The sequence below is a fragment of the Pseudomonas sp. Marseille-Q7302 genome (assembly GCF_965111925.1).
Genome location: NZ_CBCOPK010000002.1, coordinates 1 through 15,316 on the forward strand (window position 1 = coordinate 1; position 15,316 = coordinate 15,316).

The 15,316-nt window shown below is 59.6% G+C and carries 18 protein-coding genes; 9 read left to right on the forward strand and 9 right to left on the reverse strand.

Annotated features, from left to right (window positions below):
• Nucleotides 1-109 precede the first annotated feature (109 nt).
• The 4 genes from ACWPW1_RS21010 to ACWPW1_RS21025 all read right to left on the reverse strand — a co-directional run bounded on the left by ACWPW1_RS21010 (nucleotide 110) and on the right by ACWPW1_RS21025 (nucleotide 2,505).
• Nucleotides 110-445 carry a DUF3817 domain-containing protein gene (locus tag ACWPW1_RS21010; RefSeq protein WP_454253950.1) on the reverse strand — a complete coding sequence of 112 codons (336 nt, stop codon included), beginning with the start codon at nucleotides 443-445 and terminating at the stop codon, nucleotides 110-112.
• Nucleotides 445-927 carry a DJ-1/PfpI family protein gene (locus tag ACWPW1_RS21015; protein WP_454253951.1) on the reverse strand — a complete coding sequence of 161 codons (483 nt, stop codon included), beginning with the start codon at nucleotides 925-927 and terminating at the stop codon, nucleotides 445-447. Before ACWPW1_RS21015 ends, ACWPW1_RS21010 begins: the two co-directional genes overlap by 1 nt.
• A gap of 371 nt (nucleotides 928-1,298) precedes the next feature.
• The gene (locus ACWPW1_RS21020; protein ID WP_454254041.1) at nucleotides 1,299-1,727 is read right to left on the reverse strand and encodes a competence protein CoiA family protein; all 429 of its coding nucleotides are present in this window, start codon (nucleotides 1,725-1,727) and stop codon (nucleotides 1,299-1,301) included.
• Between the two features lie 148 nt (nucleotides 1,728-1,875).
• On the reverse strand, nucleotides 1,876-2,505 hold the full coding sequence (locus tag ACWPW1_RS21025; RefSeq protein WP_454253952.1) for a hypothetical protein: 630 nt from the start codon (nucleotides 2,503-2,505) through the stop codon (nucleotides 1,876-1,878).
• A 447-nt stretch (nucleotides 2,506-2,952) separates the two neighbouring features.
• Here ACWPW1_RS21025 and ACWPW1_RS21030 point away from each other — a divergent pair, with 447 nt between their 5' ends.
• Together ACWPW1_RS21030 and ACWPW1_RS21035 are read left to right on the forward strand one after the other, a co-directional pair.
• Nucleotides 2,953-3,207 (forward strand): type II toxin-antitoxin system Phd/YefM family antitoxin, encoded by a 255-nt coding sequence (locus ACWPW1_RS21030; RefSeq protein WP_068383188.1) that lies wholly within the window; start codon nucleotides 2,953-2,955, stop codon nucleotides 3,205-3,207.
• 107 nt (nucleotides 3,208-3,314) lie between these two features.
• The gene (locus ACWPW1_RS21035) at nucleotides 3,315-3,584 is read left to right on the forward strand and encodes a hypothetical protein (protein WP_454253953.1); all 270 of its coding nucleotides are present in this window, start codon (nucleotides 3,315-3,317) and stop codon (nucleotides 3,582-3,584) included.
• Here ACWPW1_RS21035 and ACWPW1_RS21040 read toward each other — a convergent pair.
• Both ACWPW1_RS21040 and ACWPW1_RS21045 read right to left on the reverse strand, forming a co-directional pair.
• Entirely contained in the window at nucleotides 3,558-4,034 is a 477-nt protein-coding gene (locus ACWPW1_RS21040; protein WP_454253954.1) for a hypothetical protein, read from the reverse strand. The two genes, ACWPW1_RS21035 and ACWPW1_RS21040, sit on opposite strands and share 27 nt — an antisense overlap.
• A gap of 2 nt (nucleotides 4,035-4,036) precedes the next feature.
• Nucleotides 4,037-5,029 (reverse strand): hypothetical protein, encoded by a 993-nt coding sequence (locus ACWPW1_RS21045; RefSeq protein ID WP_454253955.1) that lies wholly within the window; start codon nucleotides 5,027-5,029, stop codon nucleotides 4,037-4,039.
• Between the two features lie 384 nt (nucleotides 5,030-5,413).
• Here ACWPW1_RS21045 and ACWPW1_RS21050 point away from each other — a divergent pair, with 384 nt between their 5' ends.
• Nucleotides 5,414-6,625 (forward strand): tyrosine-type recombinase/integrase, encoded by a 1,212-nt coding sequence (locus ACWPW1_RS21050; protein ID WP_454253956.1) that lies wholly within the window; start codon nucleotides 5,414-5,416, stop codon nucleotides 6,623-6,625.
• Nucleotides 6,626-6,909: 284 nt separating this feature from the next.
• Here ACWPW1_RS21050 and ACWPW1_RS21055 read toward each other — a convergent pair whose 3' ends face one another.
• Together ACWPW1_RS21055 and ACWPW1_RS21060 are read right to left on the reverse strand one after the other, a co-directional pair.
• Nucleotides 6,910-7,692 (reverse strand): FlhC family transcriptional regulator, encoded by a 783-nt coding sequence (locus ACWPW1_RS21055; protein WP_064307031.1) that lies wholly within the window; start codon nucleotides 7,690-7,692, stop codon nucleotides 6,910-6,912.
• Nucleotides 7,693-7,730: 38 nt separating this feature from the next.
• On the reverse strand, nucleotides 7,731-8,222 hold the full coding sequence (locus ACWPW1_RS21060) for a hypothetical protein (protein ID WP_454253957.1): 492 nt from the start codon (nucleotides 8,220-8,222) through the stop codon (nucleotides 7,731-7,733).
• A 137-nt stretch (nucleotides 8,223-8,359) separates the two neighbouring features.
• On the opposite strand from ACWPW1_RS21060, the gene ACWPW1_RS21065 reads away from it, so the two are divergent.
• Entirely contained in the window at nucleotides 8,360-8,656 is a 297-nt protein-coding gene (locus ACWPW1_RS21065; protein WP_454253958.1) for a hypothetical protein, read from the forward strand.
• A 543-nt stretch (nucleotides 8,657-9,199) separates the two neighbouring features.
• Nucleotides 9,200-9,895: a hypothetical protein gene (locus ACWPW1_RS21070; protein ID WP_454253959.1), complete on the forward strand. Its 696-nt coding sequence runs from the start codon at nucleotides 9,200-9,202 to the stop codon at nucleotides 9,893-9,895.
• 578 nt (nucleotides 9,896-10,473) lie between these two features.
• Here ACWPW1_RS21070 and ACWPW1_RS21075 read toward each other — a convergent pair.
• On the reverse strand, nucleotides 10,474-11,481 hold the full coding sequence (locus ACWPW1_RS21075; RefSeq protein ID WP_454253960.1) for a ParM/StbA family protein: 1,008 nt from the start codon (nucleotides 11,479-11,481) through the stop codon (nucleotides 10,474-10,476).
• A 1,211-nt stretch (nucleotides 11,482-12,692) separates the two neighbouring features.
• Here ACWPW1_RS21075 and mobI point away from each other — a divergent pair.
• From mobI to imuA, 4 genes are all read left to right on the forward strand, one after another.
• Nucleotides 12,693-13,166, forward strand: coding sequence for a conjugative transfer protein MobI(A/C) (gene mobI, locus ACWPW1_RS21080; RefSeq protein ID WP_064307036.1), 474 nt, complete (start codon nucleotides 12,693-12,695; stop codon nucleotides 13,164-13,166).
• A gap of 57 nt (nucleotides 13,167-13,223) precedes the next feature.
• On the forward strand, nucleotides 13,224-13,547 hold the full coding sequence (locus tag ACWPW1_RS21085) for a hypothetical protein (protein ID WP_454253961.1): 324 nt from the start codon (nucleotides 13,224-13,226) through the stop codon (nucleotides 13,545-13,547).
• 672 nt (nucleotides 13,548-14,219) lie between these two features.
• Entirely contained in the window at nucleotides 14,220-14,684 is a 465-nt protein-coding gene (locus tag ACWPW1_RS21090) for a hypothetical protein (RefSeq protein WP_115947129.1), read from the forward strand.
• Nucleotides 14,677-15,309: a translesion DNA synthesis-associated protein ImuA gene (imuA, locus tag ACWPW1_RS21095; protein ID WP_068383180.1), complete on the forward strand. Its 633-nt coding sequence runs from the start codon at nucleotides 14,677-14,679 to the stop codon at nucleotides 15,307-15,309. Before ACWPW1_RS21090 ends, imuA begins: the two co-directional genes overlap by 8 nt.
• The last annotated feature ends 7 nt before the right edge of the window (nucleotides 15,310-15,316 follow it).

Genomic DNA, 15,316 nt, shown 5'->3' on the forward strand with positions numbered 1-15,316 from the left:
TCGATCCGAATCGCATCGAGTACGATCGTAAGGGCCAGCACCCCACCCACAAACATCAGGGCGGCAGCTATGTGCAGTGCTTTGAACCAGGGGTATAGTTCGGCGAGGCTCATTCGGGTTCCCCAACACGTAACTCGGCAGCCTTGCGCGCCAGGAAAGGTCTATTGAGAAAGCCGCCGAGCGGGACGAACGCGACCGCGATCATTCGGGCGACCTCGATAGGGTGCCACCGCCCACCCGAGACGGTCTGGAGCGTCGCCCATACATAGGCGATGAACGCAATACCGTGTATCGGTCCCATCAGTTGAACCCCAAGCCGCCATTCGCCAAGGTGCTTCAGCTGAACGGCTATGCCGACAAGCACCAGCAGCTCCGTCGCCTCGATCATGGAGATGATTTCGAGGCGACGGAGCTGCGCCAATTCTTCTCGCTGATATTGATCCATCAGGCTGGTGAGGGCACCCGGCGCCCTTGTGCCAACTGCATCCCCTCACGGATTGTGTCGAGTCCCATTAGGTTGAGGGCCAGTTCAGTCAGTTCGAGGCCGGCTGTACGTGGATGCCCAGTATCGAAGGGCGGCTGTGGGTCATATTCCATCATCAGCTGAGTTAGCTTGGCGGCGTGCTCTCCGCGGAGTTCAGCCAGCAACGTAAGGCCGAAATCGATACCTGCCGTCACACCTCCACCGGTGAGTCGATTGCCATCGGCAACGACGCGCTCGCGCCCCGTGTCGATCCCAAGCGCTTCCAGTACGTCATACAGCGCCCAATGAGTGGCAGCGCGATAGCCATTGAGCAGACCAGCTATCCCGAGGAGCAGGGATCCCGAACAAACCGAGGTGATGTAGCTCGCACGTCGGCCGGCAGACCGGTCGAAATTCGGGCCGGTATTGCTGAGCACCGTGGGCAGGAGAACATACGCTTCCATGCGCCACCACTGCGGTTGTTTTCATACACCCGCTCCACCCGCGTGGGGACTCCTAGTCTAATCCCATAGATCACGGCAGCAGCCTTGAAGACGACCATGTACCGATCGAGATAGGCCTGGGCACTAACTTCCGCTCCCATCGGCGTTGTTGAGGTACATCTGCGGGCTGTAAGGGAGCAGCTGGCGTAAGCAGGAGAGACCTCGCTACTTGCACGGTTACATAGCAGGATTGCGCCGAAGGGATAGAGCCAGCGCTCTCCACAAGCGCAGTCGATACGCACAGCCAGGGGCCTGGCTGGGGTCCTTTTGAAGACTGAGAGGTCGTCGAAGAATGCTCTACCTCGGCAGACCGCGCTGACGACTCGTACAGCCTATGCGGCATTTCGAACGGTAAACACCGGCGTGTCTTCTAGGAGGTCCCGGGATAGGTGCCCAGTGAGCCGGCCTGCACCGAATAGCCACAGCGTTGGCACACCCGCCTGGCGCCGCTGTGCAGTCCGGTCATAGGTACGCTGGGCAGACTGTTGAGTGAGTTGAACCTCAATGGCCAGCACTGTTGAAAATGCCGACACCCCTACCAGGAGATCTGCACGCCAATCGTCCTGCCCCGCCTCGAGTTCGACCTGAACGCCCAGCTGCAGCAGCCGCTGGTAGATGGCGAGCTTCATCGCCATATGCTCAGAGCTTTCCGTACTCGAATAGCCCGGTGGCGCCTCACCCGGGAAATGCGAGAAGTACCTGGTAATGCGCCCATTCCAGCGAAGTGTCTTGGCCTGTGCCGGACACCTGGTGTCCGGCATCAGTACTTTACGGTCTCTAGACAGTGCCACGACCTCTTTCCAAGCTTCAGCGCTCAGAAGCGGTGCGACGACTCGGCGCCCGTCGATTTCACCGACACACCCCACTGTCTGACCCTCCTATAGCTCGTGACCTCGCTTTGCGCGACCGCTATTTCGGGGAACAGTAGCTCTGCCCGGGCGGAATCACGCCAGGCATGCGCCCAAAGCGCTCTATCAGCGCTGGAGCCAGATCTGGATGACTTTCCTCCAAATCAGGGACCAACATCGCCACGTACTCGCCGAATGAGGGGTGCTTCCGCCACTTCCCTTCCTCGATAAGACTGGCAAATGAACGGTCATACCAGGCCTGCAGTACGAGTAACAGTCCTTCGACACGCACCTCTACAGAAGCGTCGCAGCGCGCCCTTGCGTGCCCCTCCTTCTTAAGCAGCTCCCTCTGCACATAAGTCCGGGGGCGATAGCCGGTGGCCTCTTCAACCTCCATAAAGCGCTCATGAAATTTGCGGTGCGCAAGCCTATCTTCCCTAAGATCCGCGCCAAATTTGAAATCGCAGTACCGGCAGTGCGCTACCGCGTTTGGGCCATCTTGAACGTCCAGGTGCTGCGCAATCACCGCATCAAACCTGCGGTTCAGTTCGTAGTAATTTCTGACCCCTAGCAGTTCAGCCGCGGCAAGGTCCAGCAACTTACCGTGCTTCTTTTCTGGATAGGTGCTTTTAAGAGTTTTAGCGTGACGCTTGACGCTTTGAACGTCAGCAAAAGAAGGGGCGTGTTTCATGTTCAGCCTCCAAGGCTGTCCTGGCGTCCACTACGAGAACCCATCGGATTGGGTTAGGGTGAAACGGCGAAATCACGGTAGTGCGGCTGCTTTGCGAGTGTGGACTGCTGGCACCTACCGAGTGCCAAGGATCATGTTACCTAAAAAGAGATCCGCAGCAACTAGCCCGATAGTCCGGCACCTATCTAGGTGAGTAGCGGGAGCGCGAGCGTCACAAAGGGAAAGCCTGAAAGTAGCTGCAGGCTGCAAAAGGACTATGCCGGCCCTTCCCTAGCCATGAGCACCGAGCAGCCCTTTTACGCCAACGCTGCTTATCGACGCATAAGTCGAGACCGCTGCCAGCCGACATTGTCACGATGCCCGGAACCCTCACCAGACCAAATTGGGTTTAAATTCGGTCCTGATTCCGCTACCTTTGAGGAACACCACAGCCCTAGGAGCCGAAATATGCGGGTCGAAACGATCAGCTACCTGAAGAAAAACGCCGCCGACCTCGAGCTGGACGAGCCGATGATCGTTACCCAGAACGGGAAGCCGGCCTATGTAATCGAGGCCTATGCGGATCGTGTCCGCCGCGATGAGTCCATCGCCCTGGTCAAGCTGCTGGCGTTGGGATCCAAGGAGTACGAAGCCGGCGAGCACATGTCATCCGAGCAGCTGAAAGAAGGCCTGCAGCAGCGGTTCGGTGGTGACAGCAAATGACCGCCAGGCCTTTCCAGGTCCGGTTCAGCGCTTCGGCGAGGACTGGCGCGCTTGACCAGGTGCACCACCTCGCAAAAGCGGTTTCTCGCCCCGACGCAGTTGCAAAGATGACCAGCGTCGTCGACGAGGTCGCCATCGAGCTCCGGATGGCCCCTCTCGCTCACCCGATTGCCGCCGCGGGTGCCGAGTTTGGCATCACCAGGTATCGCGAGATCGCCAAGTCTGGCTATCGAGCGGGATACCTGGTCGACGAGACGCGGCGTGAAGCCGTAGTGCTCGCCATCTTTCGCGATGGCCAGGACATCCAAGACCTGTTGTATCGGCACCTGCTCACAGGTTACGACGTACCGTTACTCACCGCTCGCGGCGATCAGTAATCGGCCTGCCGTGCCCCGCAACATGGCGAGGCACGTTGGGACATCCAGATGCACTTGCGTGGCCAGCACTCGAATGCCCAGCGCGCCAAGATGGAAGACTTTGTCCGCGGTGATCGGCACGTTGATCGATAGGCGTTGCTGGAGCAGGCGAAGGTAGAGCACACCGCGGTCAGGCTGGTTAACCAGCGTCAGCCCTTTGTCGCCAGCGGCGCCATGATTGCGCGCCTCGAAAGCCGGCGTGATACCAAGGACGCAGCACATGAAGGCGGGCATCTCGCGAGGCGTAATCTGGAGTGTCAGCTTCTCGGACCAGTCGAATTTTTCACTGGACCCCCTGCGCCCGGCACCATCCACCGCGAGCACGGTTTCCCGCGCCTGATTCAGGACCACCTCGAACTTCAGCGCGGCGGACCCGCCGTAAACGTGGAAGCCTTCGAACTGTTCGGCCACCTTCAGTCCCCTGTAGCAGAGCTAGCTACCCGAGGTGCCTTACCGGTCCCCTTGGAAGCAGGCTTCGAAGCCGCTTTGGCAAGCTGGCGCTCCAACGCTGCAATTCGGGCACTGCTGTCTTTCTGCACGCGCTCTAGGTAACGTTCTGCGGCTTCCCGGCCGGCGTCGGCCCGGGCAAGCTTGTCACCCAGGGCGCGATTCTCCACTCGCAGCTCTGTGAGGAGCTCGAGATCCTGGGAGCGCGTACGCTCCATTTCCTGGATCTGCCCCGCGGCGCTGTCAGCCTCAGAGCGAGCAATGGCAAGCCGATTGCGCATATCGCGGAGCTCCACCTGGGTATCAGCAAGACGCTCCTCAGCTGCGGAAGCAGAACGCTGATGCTCTGCGCTCGCCGCTTCTGCGGAAGCCTTTTGGGCGAGCGCCAGGCTCAGCTCGGCCTGGCTCTCGGCGAGCTCGTCCCGAGCCAGTTGCGCCTGCCCTTCTGCCTCGGCAAGCCGCTCGGCGAGACTGGCGTTCTCCTCAGCCATGGCACTGAGCTGGCTGTCCTTCAGCTGAAGCTCGTTGGCCAACCCGTCCATCTGCTGCTGACTGCGCTCCTGGTCGGCCGCAAGGCCTTCGAGCACGGCACTGGCATCGTCCTGCTCAGCCTCCAGGCGGGCGATTTCCTGCCGCGCCTGCTCAAGCTCAAGCACGACCTCTTTGCGCGCCGCAGCCGCTACCAGGTCGAGGGCGCCGGCCAGTGCATCCTGCATTGCCTTGGTCTGCCTGGCGACCGCGGTTTCAATGATCGCCGTGGCTTCCTCTGGCAGTGGCCTGGTTGGAATGGCCCCACCCGGTACCCCAGTGTGGTGTCGCTGCCAGACGCTGAGGAGCGTTTCGGGGCGGCCCACGCCGAGGGTAGTCCGTAGCGCCCAGCCATTGACCTTGCGGCCACCTGCCAGCAGCTGTTCGCCGGCGGCGATGACCTCTGCGTCTGTAAATTTGCGTTCAGCCATGGCCGCCTCCGGGTAATGGAAAACAGCATAGTAACGCCATGCACAGCTAGCAAACAATATTGTTAGTTTTGTTTGGTTAGTTTCCAACCTAGCCTAACTAACGTGCGCGAGTACATAGCGGTCGGGCTTCCGTAGCCCGAGGCAGATGCGAGGATCATCACCGCTCGGAAGCCTCACCTGGGATAGCGGCCGCCTCCGCGGTGTGGGGCTCACTGTGGGCTCTGAGGAAAGGAAGCCCGCATTCAGCTTGTATTAATGCGGGCTCCGTGGTTTTGGTACGGGGATGCAAGATCCCCGTACCGTATGACGCAGTTTTCACCTCCGTGGGTAGTTGCATACGCAAGATTGGGTGGTAGCCTTCGGCTGTCGATGTGGAGGGTTACCGTGGGCCAGTTGCTACCGAAGCAGGTGAAAGAGCTATCCGAACCAGGCGTCTACCAGGACGGCCGCGGCCTCATCCTGCGTGTGGCCAAAACCGGGGCCAAGCGCTGGATCTTCAGGTTTTCCTTCCAAGGTCAGCGGTATGACGTGGGGCTGGGTGGCTATCCGGCGGTCTCGTTGAAGCAAGCCCGGCTTGAAGCGGACCGGCGCCGGCTGAAGATCGCGGAGGGCGCGCCTGAGTTACCGGGCCGACGATCGCCTGCGGCTCAATCACCGGCCGCCGGGCCCGACCTCTTCGAGACCCTGGCCAGGCAGTACATCGCCACCCACGGTTCGTCGTGGAGCCACGACCACCATCGCCAATGGGTCAGCTCCATGGAGCGCTACGTGTTCCCTGTACTTGGCCGCCGACCGGCTACCGAGATCGATACGGACCTGGTGCTGCAGGTGCTCCGCCCGATCTGGGACAAGATCGAAGTCACCGCCGCGCGCATACGCAACCGCATCGAGTCGGTGCTCGATGCCGCCCATGCACTGGGGTATCGCGATGGCGCCAATCCAGCTCGGTGGCGCGGGCACCTCGACAAGCTGCTGCCGCGCCCCGATCGTAACGTCACGCACCATCCAGCGGCGCCGGCGGAAAGCTGCCCATCCGTGCTCCACCGCCTGGACTCCCTCGAGGGCTCAGCCGCACGCGCTGCAGAGCTGTTGATCCTGACATCGCTGCGCAATGGCGAGATTCGCGAGGCACGGTGGGCGGAGTTCGACTTCGACGCCAGACGCTGGACCATCCCGGCGGAACGCATGAAGCGAGACAAGGAGCATATCGTGCCCCTGACGGACCGGATGCTGGAAGTGCTTGAGCAGCAGCAGGGTCAGCACGATACCTGGGTGTTCCCCAACGCTCGCGGCAAGAAACCACTGCCGGGCAACGCGATAGGCCGGGCGCTGCGGAAGATCAAATTGGAGGGAGCGGTCCCGCACGGCTTCCGCTCGACGTTTCGTACCTGGGCAGCAGAAACCACCTCACATCCGAGGGAGATCTGCGAGAAGGCGCTGGCCCACAGGATTGGCTCCAAGACTGAGGCCGCCTACAACCGGGGGCCATTACTCGAAAAGCGGCGCGCGCTGATGAGCGACTGGGAGACATTCTTGGCGATGCCGGAGCTGCCAGGCTCGGAGGACGTTGCGCCAGGACGCCTGCAGGACGCCTAGCGTGATCTAGGAAGGCGGTGCGATCCCGTAGCGTGGGAGCTGGGACGCCTGCAGGACGCCCGCAGGACGCCTAGCGTGATCTGGGAAGGCGGAGCGATTCCGTAGCGTGGGAGCTGGGACGCCTGCAGGACGCCGGCGAAAAGGCGCCTGATCAGCCTTGTGTCGCGCAAGACGCCTATGGGATGCATCATCTCGGCGGTGATTGATCGCGCCAGTGTGACCTGGAAACAAAAAGCCGGCGAAGGCGCCGGCTTTTGGGGAGTTGTGGCTACCGCCAGCGTGCTTTATGCCAGGCGTCTTTCAGCCACACCTCTGTTGCTACGTGTCAGTGCCCTTACAAGGGCGCTCCCCGTCGAGTAGCGCTTGGCGATTGCCTGCCTTGCCGGCTCGCCGTAGGCGTTTAGACGTCGCGTGGCAAGAAACTCTACGTTAGACAAGCCCAGCTCCTTAACCACCTCATGATCCGCCAACCCCCAACCGGCCAGGTCCTGAACACGAGCTGCCAGTTCCAACAGCTCGGCGACCGGACGCTCGGTGAGTACTGCGTCATTCACATCGCAATGGAAGCGATCGCGCTCAGCGACCGCACTGCAGAACGGGCAGGACGAACGATGACCCATGGAGCTCGACACCAGGTAAGGAAGGCGGCACCGGCGTGAGGAGCAGATACGGACCACGACCTCTTTGGAGCGGTACTCACGTGCGATCACCCAAGCGCGATCGATATGAAGCGCCTCGGTCGAAGTCGCCAGCGCTACCTCGCCTGCGGACCGGTATCCGGTGTAAACGCGATAGGCGGCCATGACTGCCTGGACATCGACATCAACGAACGGATTTTTTGCGGCCCGAAGGTACGCACACATGAACAATGTTGCTTCAACGACCTGGCCGGAGTTCGACAGCAGGCAGGCGCCACTTGGGAGGGGGCCGCTAGCCCCTTTGTACTCGACCCCAATCTGCTTACGCAGACGATTGACCTGCTTGGAGGTGTGATCGGTGTGCACGGTGATGATGCTGCAGCGAAAGCCTGCCTGCACCATCTGCTGGGTCAAGGTTGCGTTGTCCATGTCTGCGGATCTCAAAGGGTGTTATCGGATTCCCAGGTTCAATAGCTGGGATTCATGACGCGAAGCAGTAGCTGAAGGGTGTCGCTGCGCTCACCGGCGGACTCACGCACCAGGCCGTCTCGTGCGGTGAATTTCACACGGCCCAAGGCGGCAATTTGGTTGCGCTGGCCGAAGGAGCTCTCTTTGAGCCAGCCGGCGTCTTTCTCGGATAGTCCCCAGAAGATTCGGCTCTCTAGCTCCGAGGTACGCAGATCCTCGCGGATCTCGCTAAGCACATTGGTTACGAGGCTGACGCTGTAGGTGTTCAACATGGCGCGGGGGGCACTTCCACCATCGCCGTGTACCAGGCTGATCTTGAAGACCGAAGCGGGCAGGCAGGCCAGCCGCTCAATGTCGGCCTCAGCTGCGGTGAGCAGCCACTTTCCGTCCTCAGTGCTGATATCGAAGAAGCGGTAGAGGGCGCTGTCCTTCGACTCGATCCACTCTTGAGCCGTCTCCAGCAAGCAACCCACTGGCGTCGCGGTGATCATCCCTGCTCTCCTTCCTGCTTGAGCAACACTAGACGTCTCCACACGCGGAGGACGTCCTCTCCATAGGCCCTGGCTACACTGACCAGCTCTGGATTAGGGGTGTGATAGCGCCCAATCAACAGCGCCAGGTCACCCCCATGCTTTTGAAAACCGCAGAAGACTTTCGTAGCGGTCCGAACGTTGGTGCGCAGATCGAGCAGGTCAACCGGGTCGCTGACCTCGCCCCCATTCCACCGAAGGCTTATCTGCATCGCTCCCACGGCAATTGCCCGGGTTCTGGGCAACGCTTCTCGGAGCAGTTTTTCTGCTTCTGCGCGAGTTCCCGGATGAAATCCCTTGCCGTCGATATTGAGAGCATAGGGATTGGGGGTGACCATCCGGCCCGCGTATTTTTTCGATTCGACCAGCGCAATTGCGTAAAGAAGCTCAGGTGACGGCCGACACCCTTGAGTCGAAGGCCTATCCCAGACAGTGCCAGTCAGGTCGAAGGCAGCTACCTGGCCGGGGACTGCACTGACAGCACAAAGCAGTGCTGCTGCTAGCCTCCCGAAAACAGCTCCAATATTCGCCACACCAGCCACCCTGCAAACTGCACCTCTAATGTGTGCATATTTTGTGCTCTGGTTCTCACTGTTTCAATAGAGCTATCTATCAATCGCCTCCTTAGGGGCCTAACTGGCCCCATTTCCGGGACGAACGGCGTATAGGATTAAGGAACTCCTAATATTTGGTGATTTACTTCACACAATAAGCGTTTTAACCCGTCACTCCATTGACGGATAGCGCGGAGCACGATGCCGTTTACGCCGAAGGTGTCGTAAATACGACACCATTCCGTGAGCATTTTCCCGTTCAGCTTTTGTACAGGGAATGGTGTAAATAAAATGCGCGTAAATGGCCGATAATTGGACCGATGTTCAGCGCACCACCAAGCCACGTGGGCGACCGCAATCGCCTCGTACAAGGAAGGGACCACCATGCACTACACACCCGAAGCCACTTCGCACGAAGCGTTCGTCACACGGGTTAAAGACCTCATGGATGCTCGAGGTCTGTCCGTTCAAAAGCTGGCCCTTGCTTTGAACGAAAACGAAGGGACTACGAAAAACATGCTCTACCGAGGTACGAGCTGTAACAGGGAGCGCCTTATAGCGCTTGCCGGCGCGTTGGGCAGCACCGTCGAATACCTGGCGACAGGTGTTGGTGAGCCTGGCCAGACTTCGGAATCGGTCACCCTTATAGTCAGGTCGCTGCGCGAGCTGGCCTATGAGAAAGGCCTGCTTGGAGAGAAGCCTGACTTCGCCTCCGAAGGGACATTCCTTCGCACGTTTCCGCTGCCGCTTCAGTTGCTTCAGCGGTATGGCATCAGCCCGGGCAACGCCAGGGCTGCAAGAGTCGACACTGACGCCATGGAGCCATACATCAAGCCAGACGAGATCGTGGTCGTCGATATCGCAGACACCACGTTGACGGAGGGGAATTTCATCCTGACCCATCATGGGTCCGTCATTGTGCGCAGTGTCAGCCCAGTGAGTGATTTGATGAGCTTCAACGTCGCTAACGTCCGCTATTCCGGTATGACGTTTTCTCCTGAGGATCTTGCCAGCGGTGAGGCCAGGGTGCCCAAGGTCGTAGGTCGGGTGAGGTTCAAGATCTCTACGACGTCGCTTTGAGCAGGGCCTGATCCCTCTCGTCGGTCGGATCGCCTGGCGCGTGAAGGAAATGCGAGAACCTGAATGCGTGGCCAGGTCGTATTCGTCCAAGTTCCCGCACCGATCCCTCAACCAACTGCCCCCTAACCGGTTAGGTCGACGTTAAAGCTAGGACGCCTTCGGGGGCGCGGTGACACACTCGAGAGTTCTTCACCGCGCTGCTGAAGGTCTGGTAATGCGCCTGCCTCTCCAGTCTCCACTACTACCGCGACGGGGATCTTGCCCACCTCTTGAGAAGGCAATGGCGGCTTCGGCAGATCGTCGGCGGGTAGATCGCCTGGCGCGTCGCCGGCTCGCAAAGGGCCGGCGTCCAGCTTAGGCGCTATTAACCCAGGGGATGGCCTGGCAAAGCCCTCTACCGACATACCACGCTCGGCCATGAGTCCTAGGTTCGCCAACTCCAACAGGCGCTTCACCCGTTGCCGGCCCGGGAGCCTCAGCAGCTCGGCTTGAAGCATTGGAGCCGTACCGTCCCGAAATTTGACGTTCAGTCTCAGCGCAAGATCGTCCGGCGCATCGCTCATTTCCTGACTCCCTTATCAGTGATTGAGCCAATACCCGAAGGCGTTGGAGATAACCGGCTCACTCGCGGCGAGAATCTTGGACAAGGGGAAGATCTCCTTCGCCGCGGCGCTATAGCAGGTGCCGCCGCCGCCACCGATCAAAACGAAGTCGATCGCCTCGCCATCGAGGAAGCGCATCTGCTGCTTCATGTTCGATAGCGCCTTGGGCACAACAGTCATGACCGCCTGATCCACGAATGGCTGCAGGTCCACCTTGCTGCCATAGAGCTGGATGTATGGCTTACCCCGCTGCAAGGCAATCTCGATTTTGTCGCGACCAGGGCCCGGTCCGCCAAACTCTTGGGCGATCAGGAGATTGATAGCCTCAAGCAGAGCGCTCATTGCCTCCATGGACGAATCGCTGGAATCGCGAACGATATCCCCGCGGCGGAAGACCACCCAATCAACCGAGAAGAACCCTGGGTCCAGAACCAGGATTACGCCCTCATCAAGGTCGTCCGGGCTTTCGTAGGTGCTGTAGATATAGTTGAGGGTCCCGACCGGCTGCGGCAACACAGTGACCTTCTGGACAGTGATCTCTCGCTGCGGCGCCACCTGGTGAACGCCCGTCAATTGTGCTGTCAACCGCTCGACCAGCTGCGAGTTGCGCATCTGGCTGACTGGAAGGCCGGTGATGAGGTGGTCGATCTCCGTTCGACCGTCCCGGCACGCGTCGCTGATCGACGCGTTGAACAGCGCTCGGTAGCTCTTCGAGGCGGGATAGTCTGCATGCAATTCCCGCGTAACCCCGGCTCGGCCGGCGCTTAGAAACGCCGCCCAGGGTTCGCCATCGAGAGTGACATAGTGCTCCCCCTCCTTGAGTACCGCGTTGCCATTGAGGCTTCCTAACGGCGCTGCCTGGGCAGGGGAGATGAATTGGCGTGGCGAGGCCTCGTCGGCATAGCCTTCGACCCGCTTGACGTTGGAGTAACCGATATCGAGGCCCACTACGTACGGAGCGGCGTTCTGGGATTTCTTACTCATGCGTGCACTCGCTTGAAAGGGTTCGCAACGCGTCACGTCCCGCAATGGTCAGCCAGGCGTCCTGGAGGACGCCTGGCGCAAGCACGCCCTGGCAACAGCGCTGCCGTTCGTGCTTGGGGCGTCCTACAGGACGCCTGCTGGTCAATTCGGGAGCACCTTGCTTCGCCCTCCTCTCCGTAGGCGTCCTGCAGGACGCCTACGGAGCGCGTCGACCATTGCGGTGGGCAACGAGGCGTCCTACAGGACGCCTAGAGCAAGTGTGCCTATCACCTCTCTCGTTCTCGCTCCAATTCACGCCCTCGAAGGGCGCGAATTCGCTGAAGCCATGCGCCCTGGGAGTGCTTGAATGGTGTCACCTAGTACTAGCAAGGCATCCGTATGAGTTGTTGTTCGGGAATCGACTTTAACGCCATGAAATTTGCCAATAATTATTGACAACACATACGGATAAATTGGCTTTTTTGTGGCTCCGCGGGAGAACTTCACCTAGCCATAATTAATAACAATACAAACGGATGAAGTGGTTTCTCGACTCCCGCTTCACAAGCGATATTTCTGTCCTATAAAACCCGCTCGTAAGGGGGACCCGATACCAAAAATCTCTCGCCACTGATCAACATTGTCAATAGTAATTACAACCTTGGCGATTCCGATCAAAATCGGCTCCAGGGCGCCCTCTGGGAACAGAGATACCGGTCATTTTCCCATAATTATTGACAATCTAAACGGATGTATTGGTCTGCCTATCCTTATTGACCATGCATACGGATGTATTGGGTTGATCGATTACGCCCGTTCCGAGACGGTTTTTCCAATAGTTAATGACAATATAAACGGGTGTATTGGGTTTGAGGATAGACGCCGTTGGCTAACAGATCTTCCATTATTAATGGCAATACAAACAGGTGAGTTGGCATCGTAGCACAGGGGTATCTGACGACGGTCACACGCGAAACTGGTCAAGGCACCCTTTCCGGTGACGATCATACCCAAGGTTCACCGCCTCATTTTCCAATAATTAATGACAATACAGACGGATATATGGTTTTTCTCGCCGAAGCGTCCCGTATAGGACAGGAAAATGCATATTTAATGACAACCTATACGCGTTTATTGGTTTCTATGGAAAACGTAGATTTTTGACCCTGCTTTCACCCTCGTTCGCTAATGACAACCCGAACGGTCTCCTTGTAAATAGATAGGATATGACAATGACCCCTGCAATCGACCCCCAAGTCAGCAACGGCCCAATCTCACGTCTTTATGGGCTGGCTTTGACTTCACTGGACGAGGCGCACGAAGCCCTACGCGAAGAAGCGCTGCGGCTGAGGGATGAGTACTTCGAGGATGCCAAGGCAAGAGCCGATGGGAAGATCATCTATCGACTGATCGACGTGCGTGGCAATGGCAAAGGATCTGTGTCCATCGTCTGGTGCAAGGTCTTTTTCATAAAAGGTAGCAATGGCGCGAAGAAGCATGCGCGTACCCCCATCGCCAAGGGGTTGGGCTACACCTATGCGGCCACCCCAGTCACCATCGGAATGGATGCGTGGTTCGTCGAGCTGTTCCATCTGTATGAGCCCAAGCTGGCCATGATCAGAGAACAGCTCCTAAACCTCGGCAAGGTGCGAAAACTGCTGCTGATGCAGCAGCGCAAGGTGAACGCCAATCCGCCGGTTGCCTAGTTGCGTTTCTAGAAGTACCGGTACGGTGATCCTTTTCTAGACAGCAAGGACCGGTTTATGAAACGTCCACCAGAAATGGATCACCCCGTCATCGTCGATCGTGTCGACCTGGACATGTGGGCCGACCTCTACTTTCAAGCCTATTGCGGTCAGCCGAACGCGGTGGCGCTATCAGACTTTCTCAAGCAGCCCTACGCCTACCTGCACGAGGCCGGCCTCCTACAGGTAGATCAGCAAGAGCCGGAGTATCCAGTCTTGCTGCCGGTCCGCACGGGCACCGCGCGGCAGATCCAGGATGAGTGGGCAGCGGAGCAAGAGACGAAGCTGGCGCGCAGCTCGGCGAGGCGGCATCTAACACTCATACGCGGTTCGATGCGCTGAAACCGTGGTTGCCAGGGGGTAACTGGAAAGGGGCCGGCAGCTTGCTGCCGGTAGCGGGGCCCCAGCGCCTGCCCATGTTAAAGGTTCAACTCTGCCGGGCTGTGCGATCGACGACCGGCATCGGGTGTGAATTACCATCCAGTCAGCAGCCGCGAGTGCCATCCTCTCTCTCAGAGTTGGGGGAAGACAGATGGCGGTACGGTCCGTAGCGCAAACGACGGTGGGCACTGGCCTTGTGGCGGTGGCATTTGCCATTATCTGCGAAGGTGCCCGATGGCTTCATGCAGCCAGAAATGGACTGCTACCTGCTGACCTCCCTGCGCCGTTTGATTCGGACCCTGTGATTGCCCTTCTCACCGCAGCCAGTTCCATCGCGACGCTGCTACCTGGCTGCATACTCATTGCTCGCCACACCGGTTAGCTCAAACCAGGCACCGGCGTGCGATCACCTTCCTGAACGAAAGAATCTTTCGCTTCGTCTTCCCTGCCGTCTGTCGGTGTCAAGCTTGCTGGATCGTTCCTCCCTGATTACTGTCTATTTATACAGTATCCCTAAAGGAGGCCATTCCATGTCCATTTCTCCCCGTATCCCTCGTCTCTGTCACCGCTGTCCCGATCGCTCTGTTGAGTACCAGAAGGTCATGGCGTCAGGGATTGAGCAGGTGGGCCGCTATGGACATGCTTGGTGATGAGCAGGACAGCTTCGAACAGCAGCAGTCCCTGTTCCGCCCCACGGAGCTGACGTACTGCCGCAATCTCGTGGATCTGCTGACCGAGGAGCTCGACCAGGTACGTCAGTGCCTGGGGCAAGCCCAGCGTGCTAATCGGGTCCTGGTCGCCGAGCGCGACAACCTCGTTGCAGAACGTGACGCCTTCAAAGCCGAGGTACAGCGCCACCGACTGCGCTACGTCCAGTTCGTACAGGAAGAGAACCAACGCCACGTGCCACGGGGTGACCGGCTCATTCCGGACGACCGCGACGATCCCCTCTCGCGTGCCCAGCGTCATATCCTGCGGCTGGAGTCGATGAACTCCGTCCTGCATGCAGATCTGTTCAAACTGCGTGCGCAGCTGCAGGTCATGCTCACCGAGCGCGGCAGCTCGCCGTCGGCGCCGACGGGGGTGCAGCATGGATAACGCGGCCACCAATGTCGTTGCGCTCGACTCCCTGCTCGACAGTCGCCGTGTGTGGCGCGGGCAAAGTCCGCATGTGGACGACGCCAGCACGCAGCCAACCGGACACTCGGCGCTCGATGCCCAACTGCCGCTCGGCGGGTGGCCTGATGCAGCACTCACCGAAATCTTGAGCGCCCGACCGGGCCAGGGTGAGCTGACGCTGGTGTGGCCGACGCTGGCGCGCCTCACTGCCGCCGGCGAACGCGTGGTGCTGATCGCCCCTCCCTACCTGCTCTACCCACATGCGTGGCTGCAGGCCGGCGTCGACCTTGGCCGGCTGAGCGTCATCCAGGTGCAGGGCAAGGACGTGCTGTGGGCGGCAGAGCAGTGCCTGCGCTCTGGTAGCTGCGGCGCAGTACTCTGCTGGCCAAGCCGGGCGGACGATCGCGCGCTGCGCCGGCTGCAGGTGGCTGCAGAGACCGGGCAGACCCTGGCATTCGCATTCCGCCACCAGCGTGAGGCGGTCAACGCTTCCCCAGCGGCGCTGCGCCTGGTGCTCGAGGGTTCACCTCAGCAGTTGCGAGTGCTCAAGTGCCGCGGCGGCAATCCCCCTGCCGCCGCGCTTGCGCATCGGGTCTGGCATTGAGGGACGA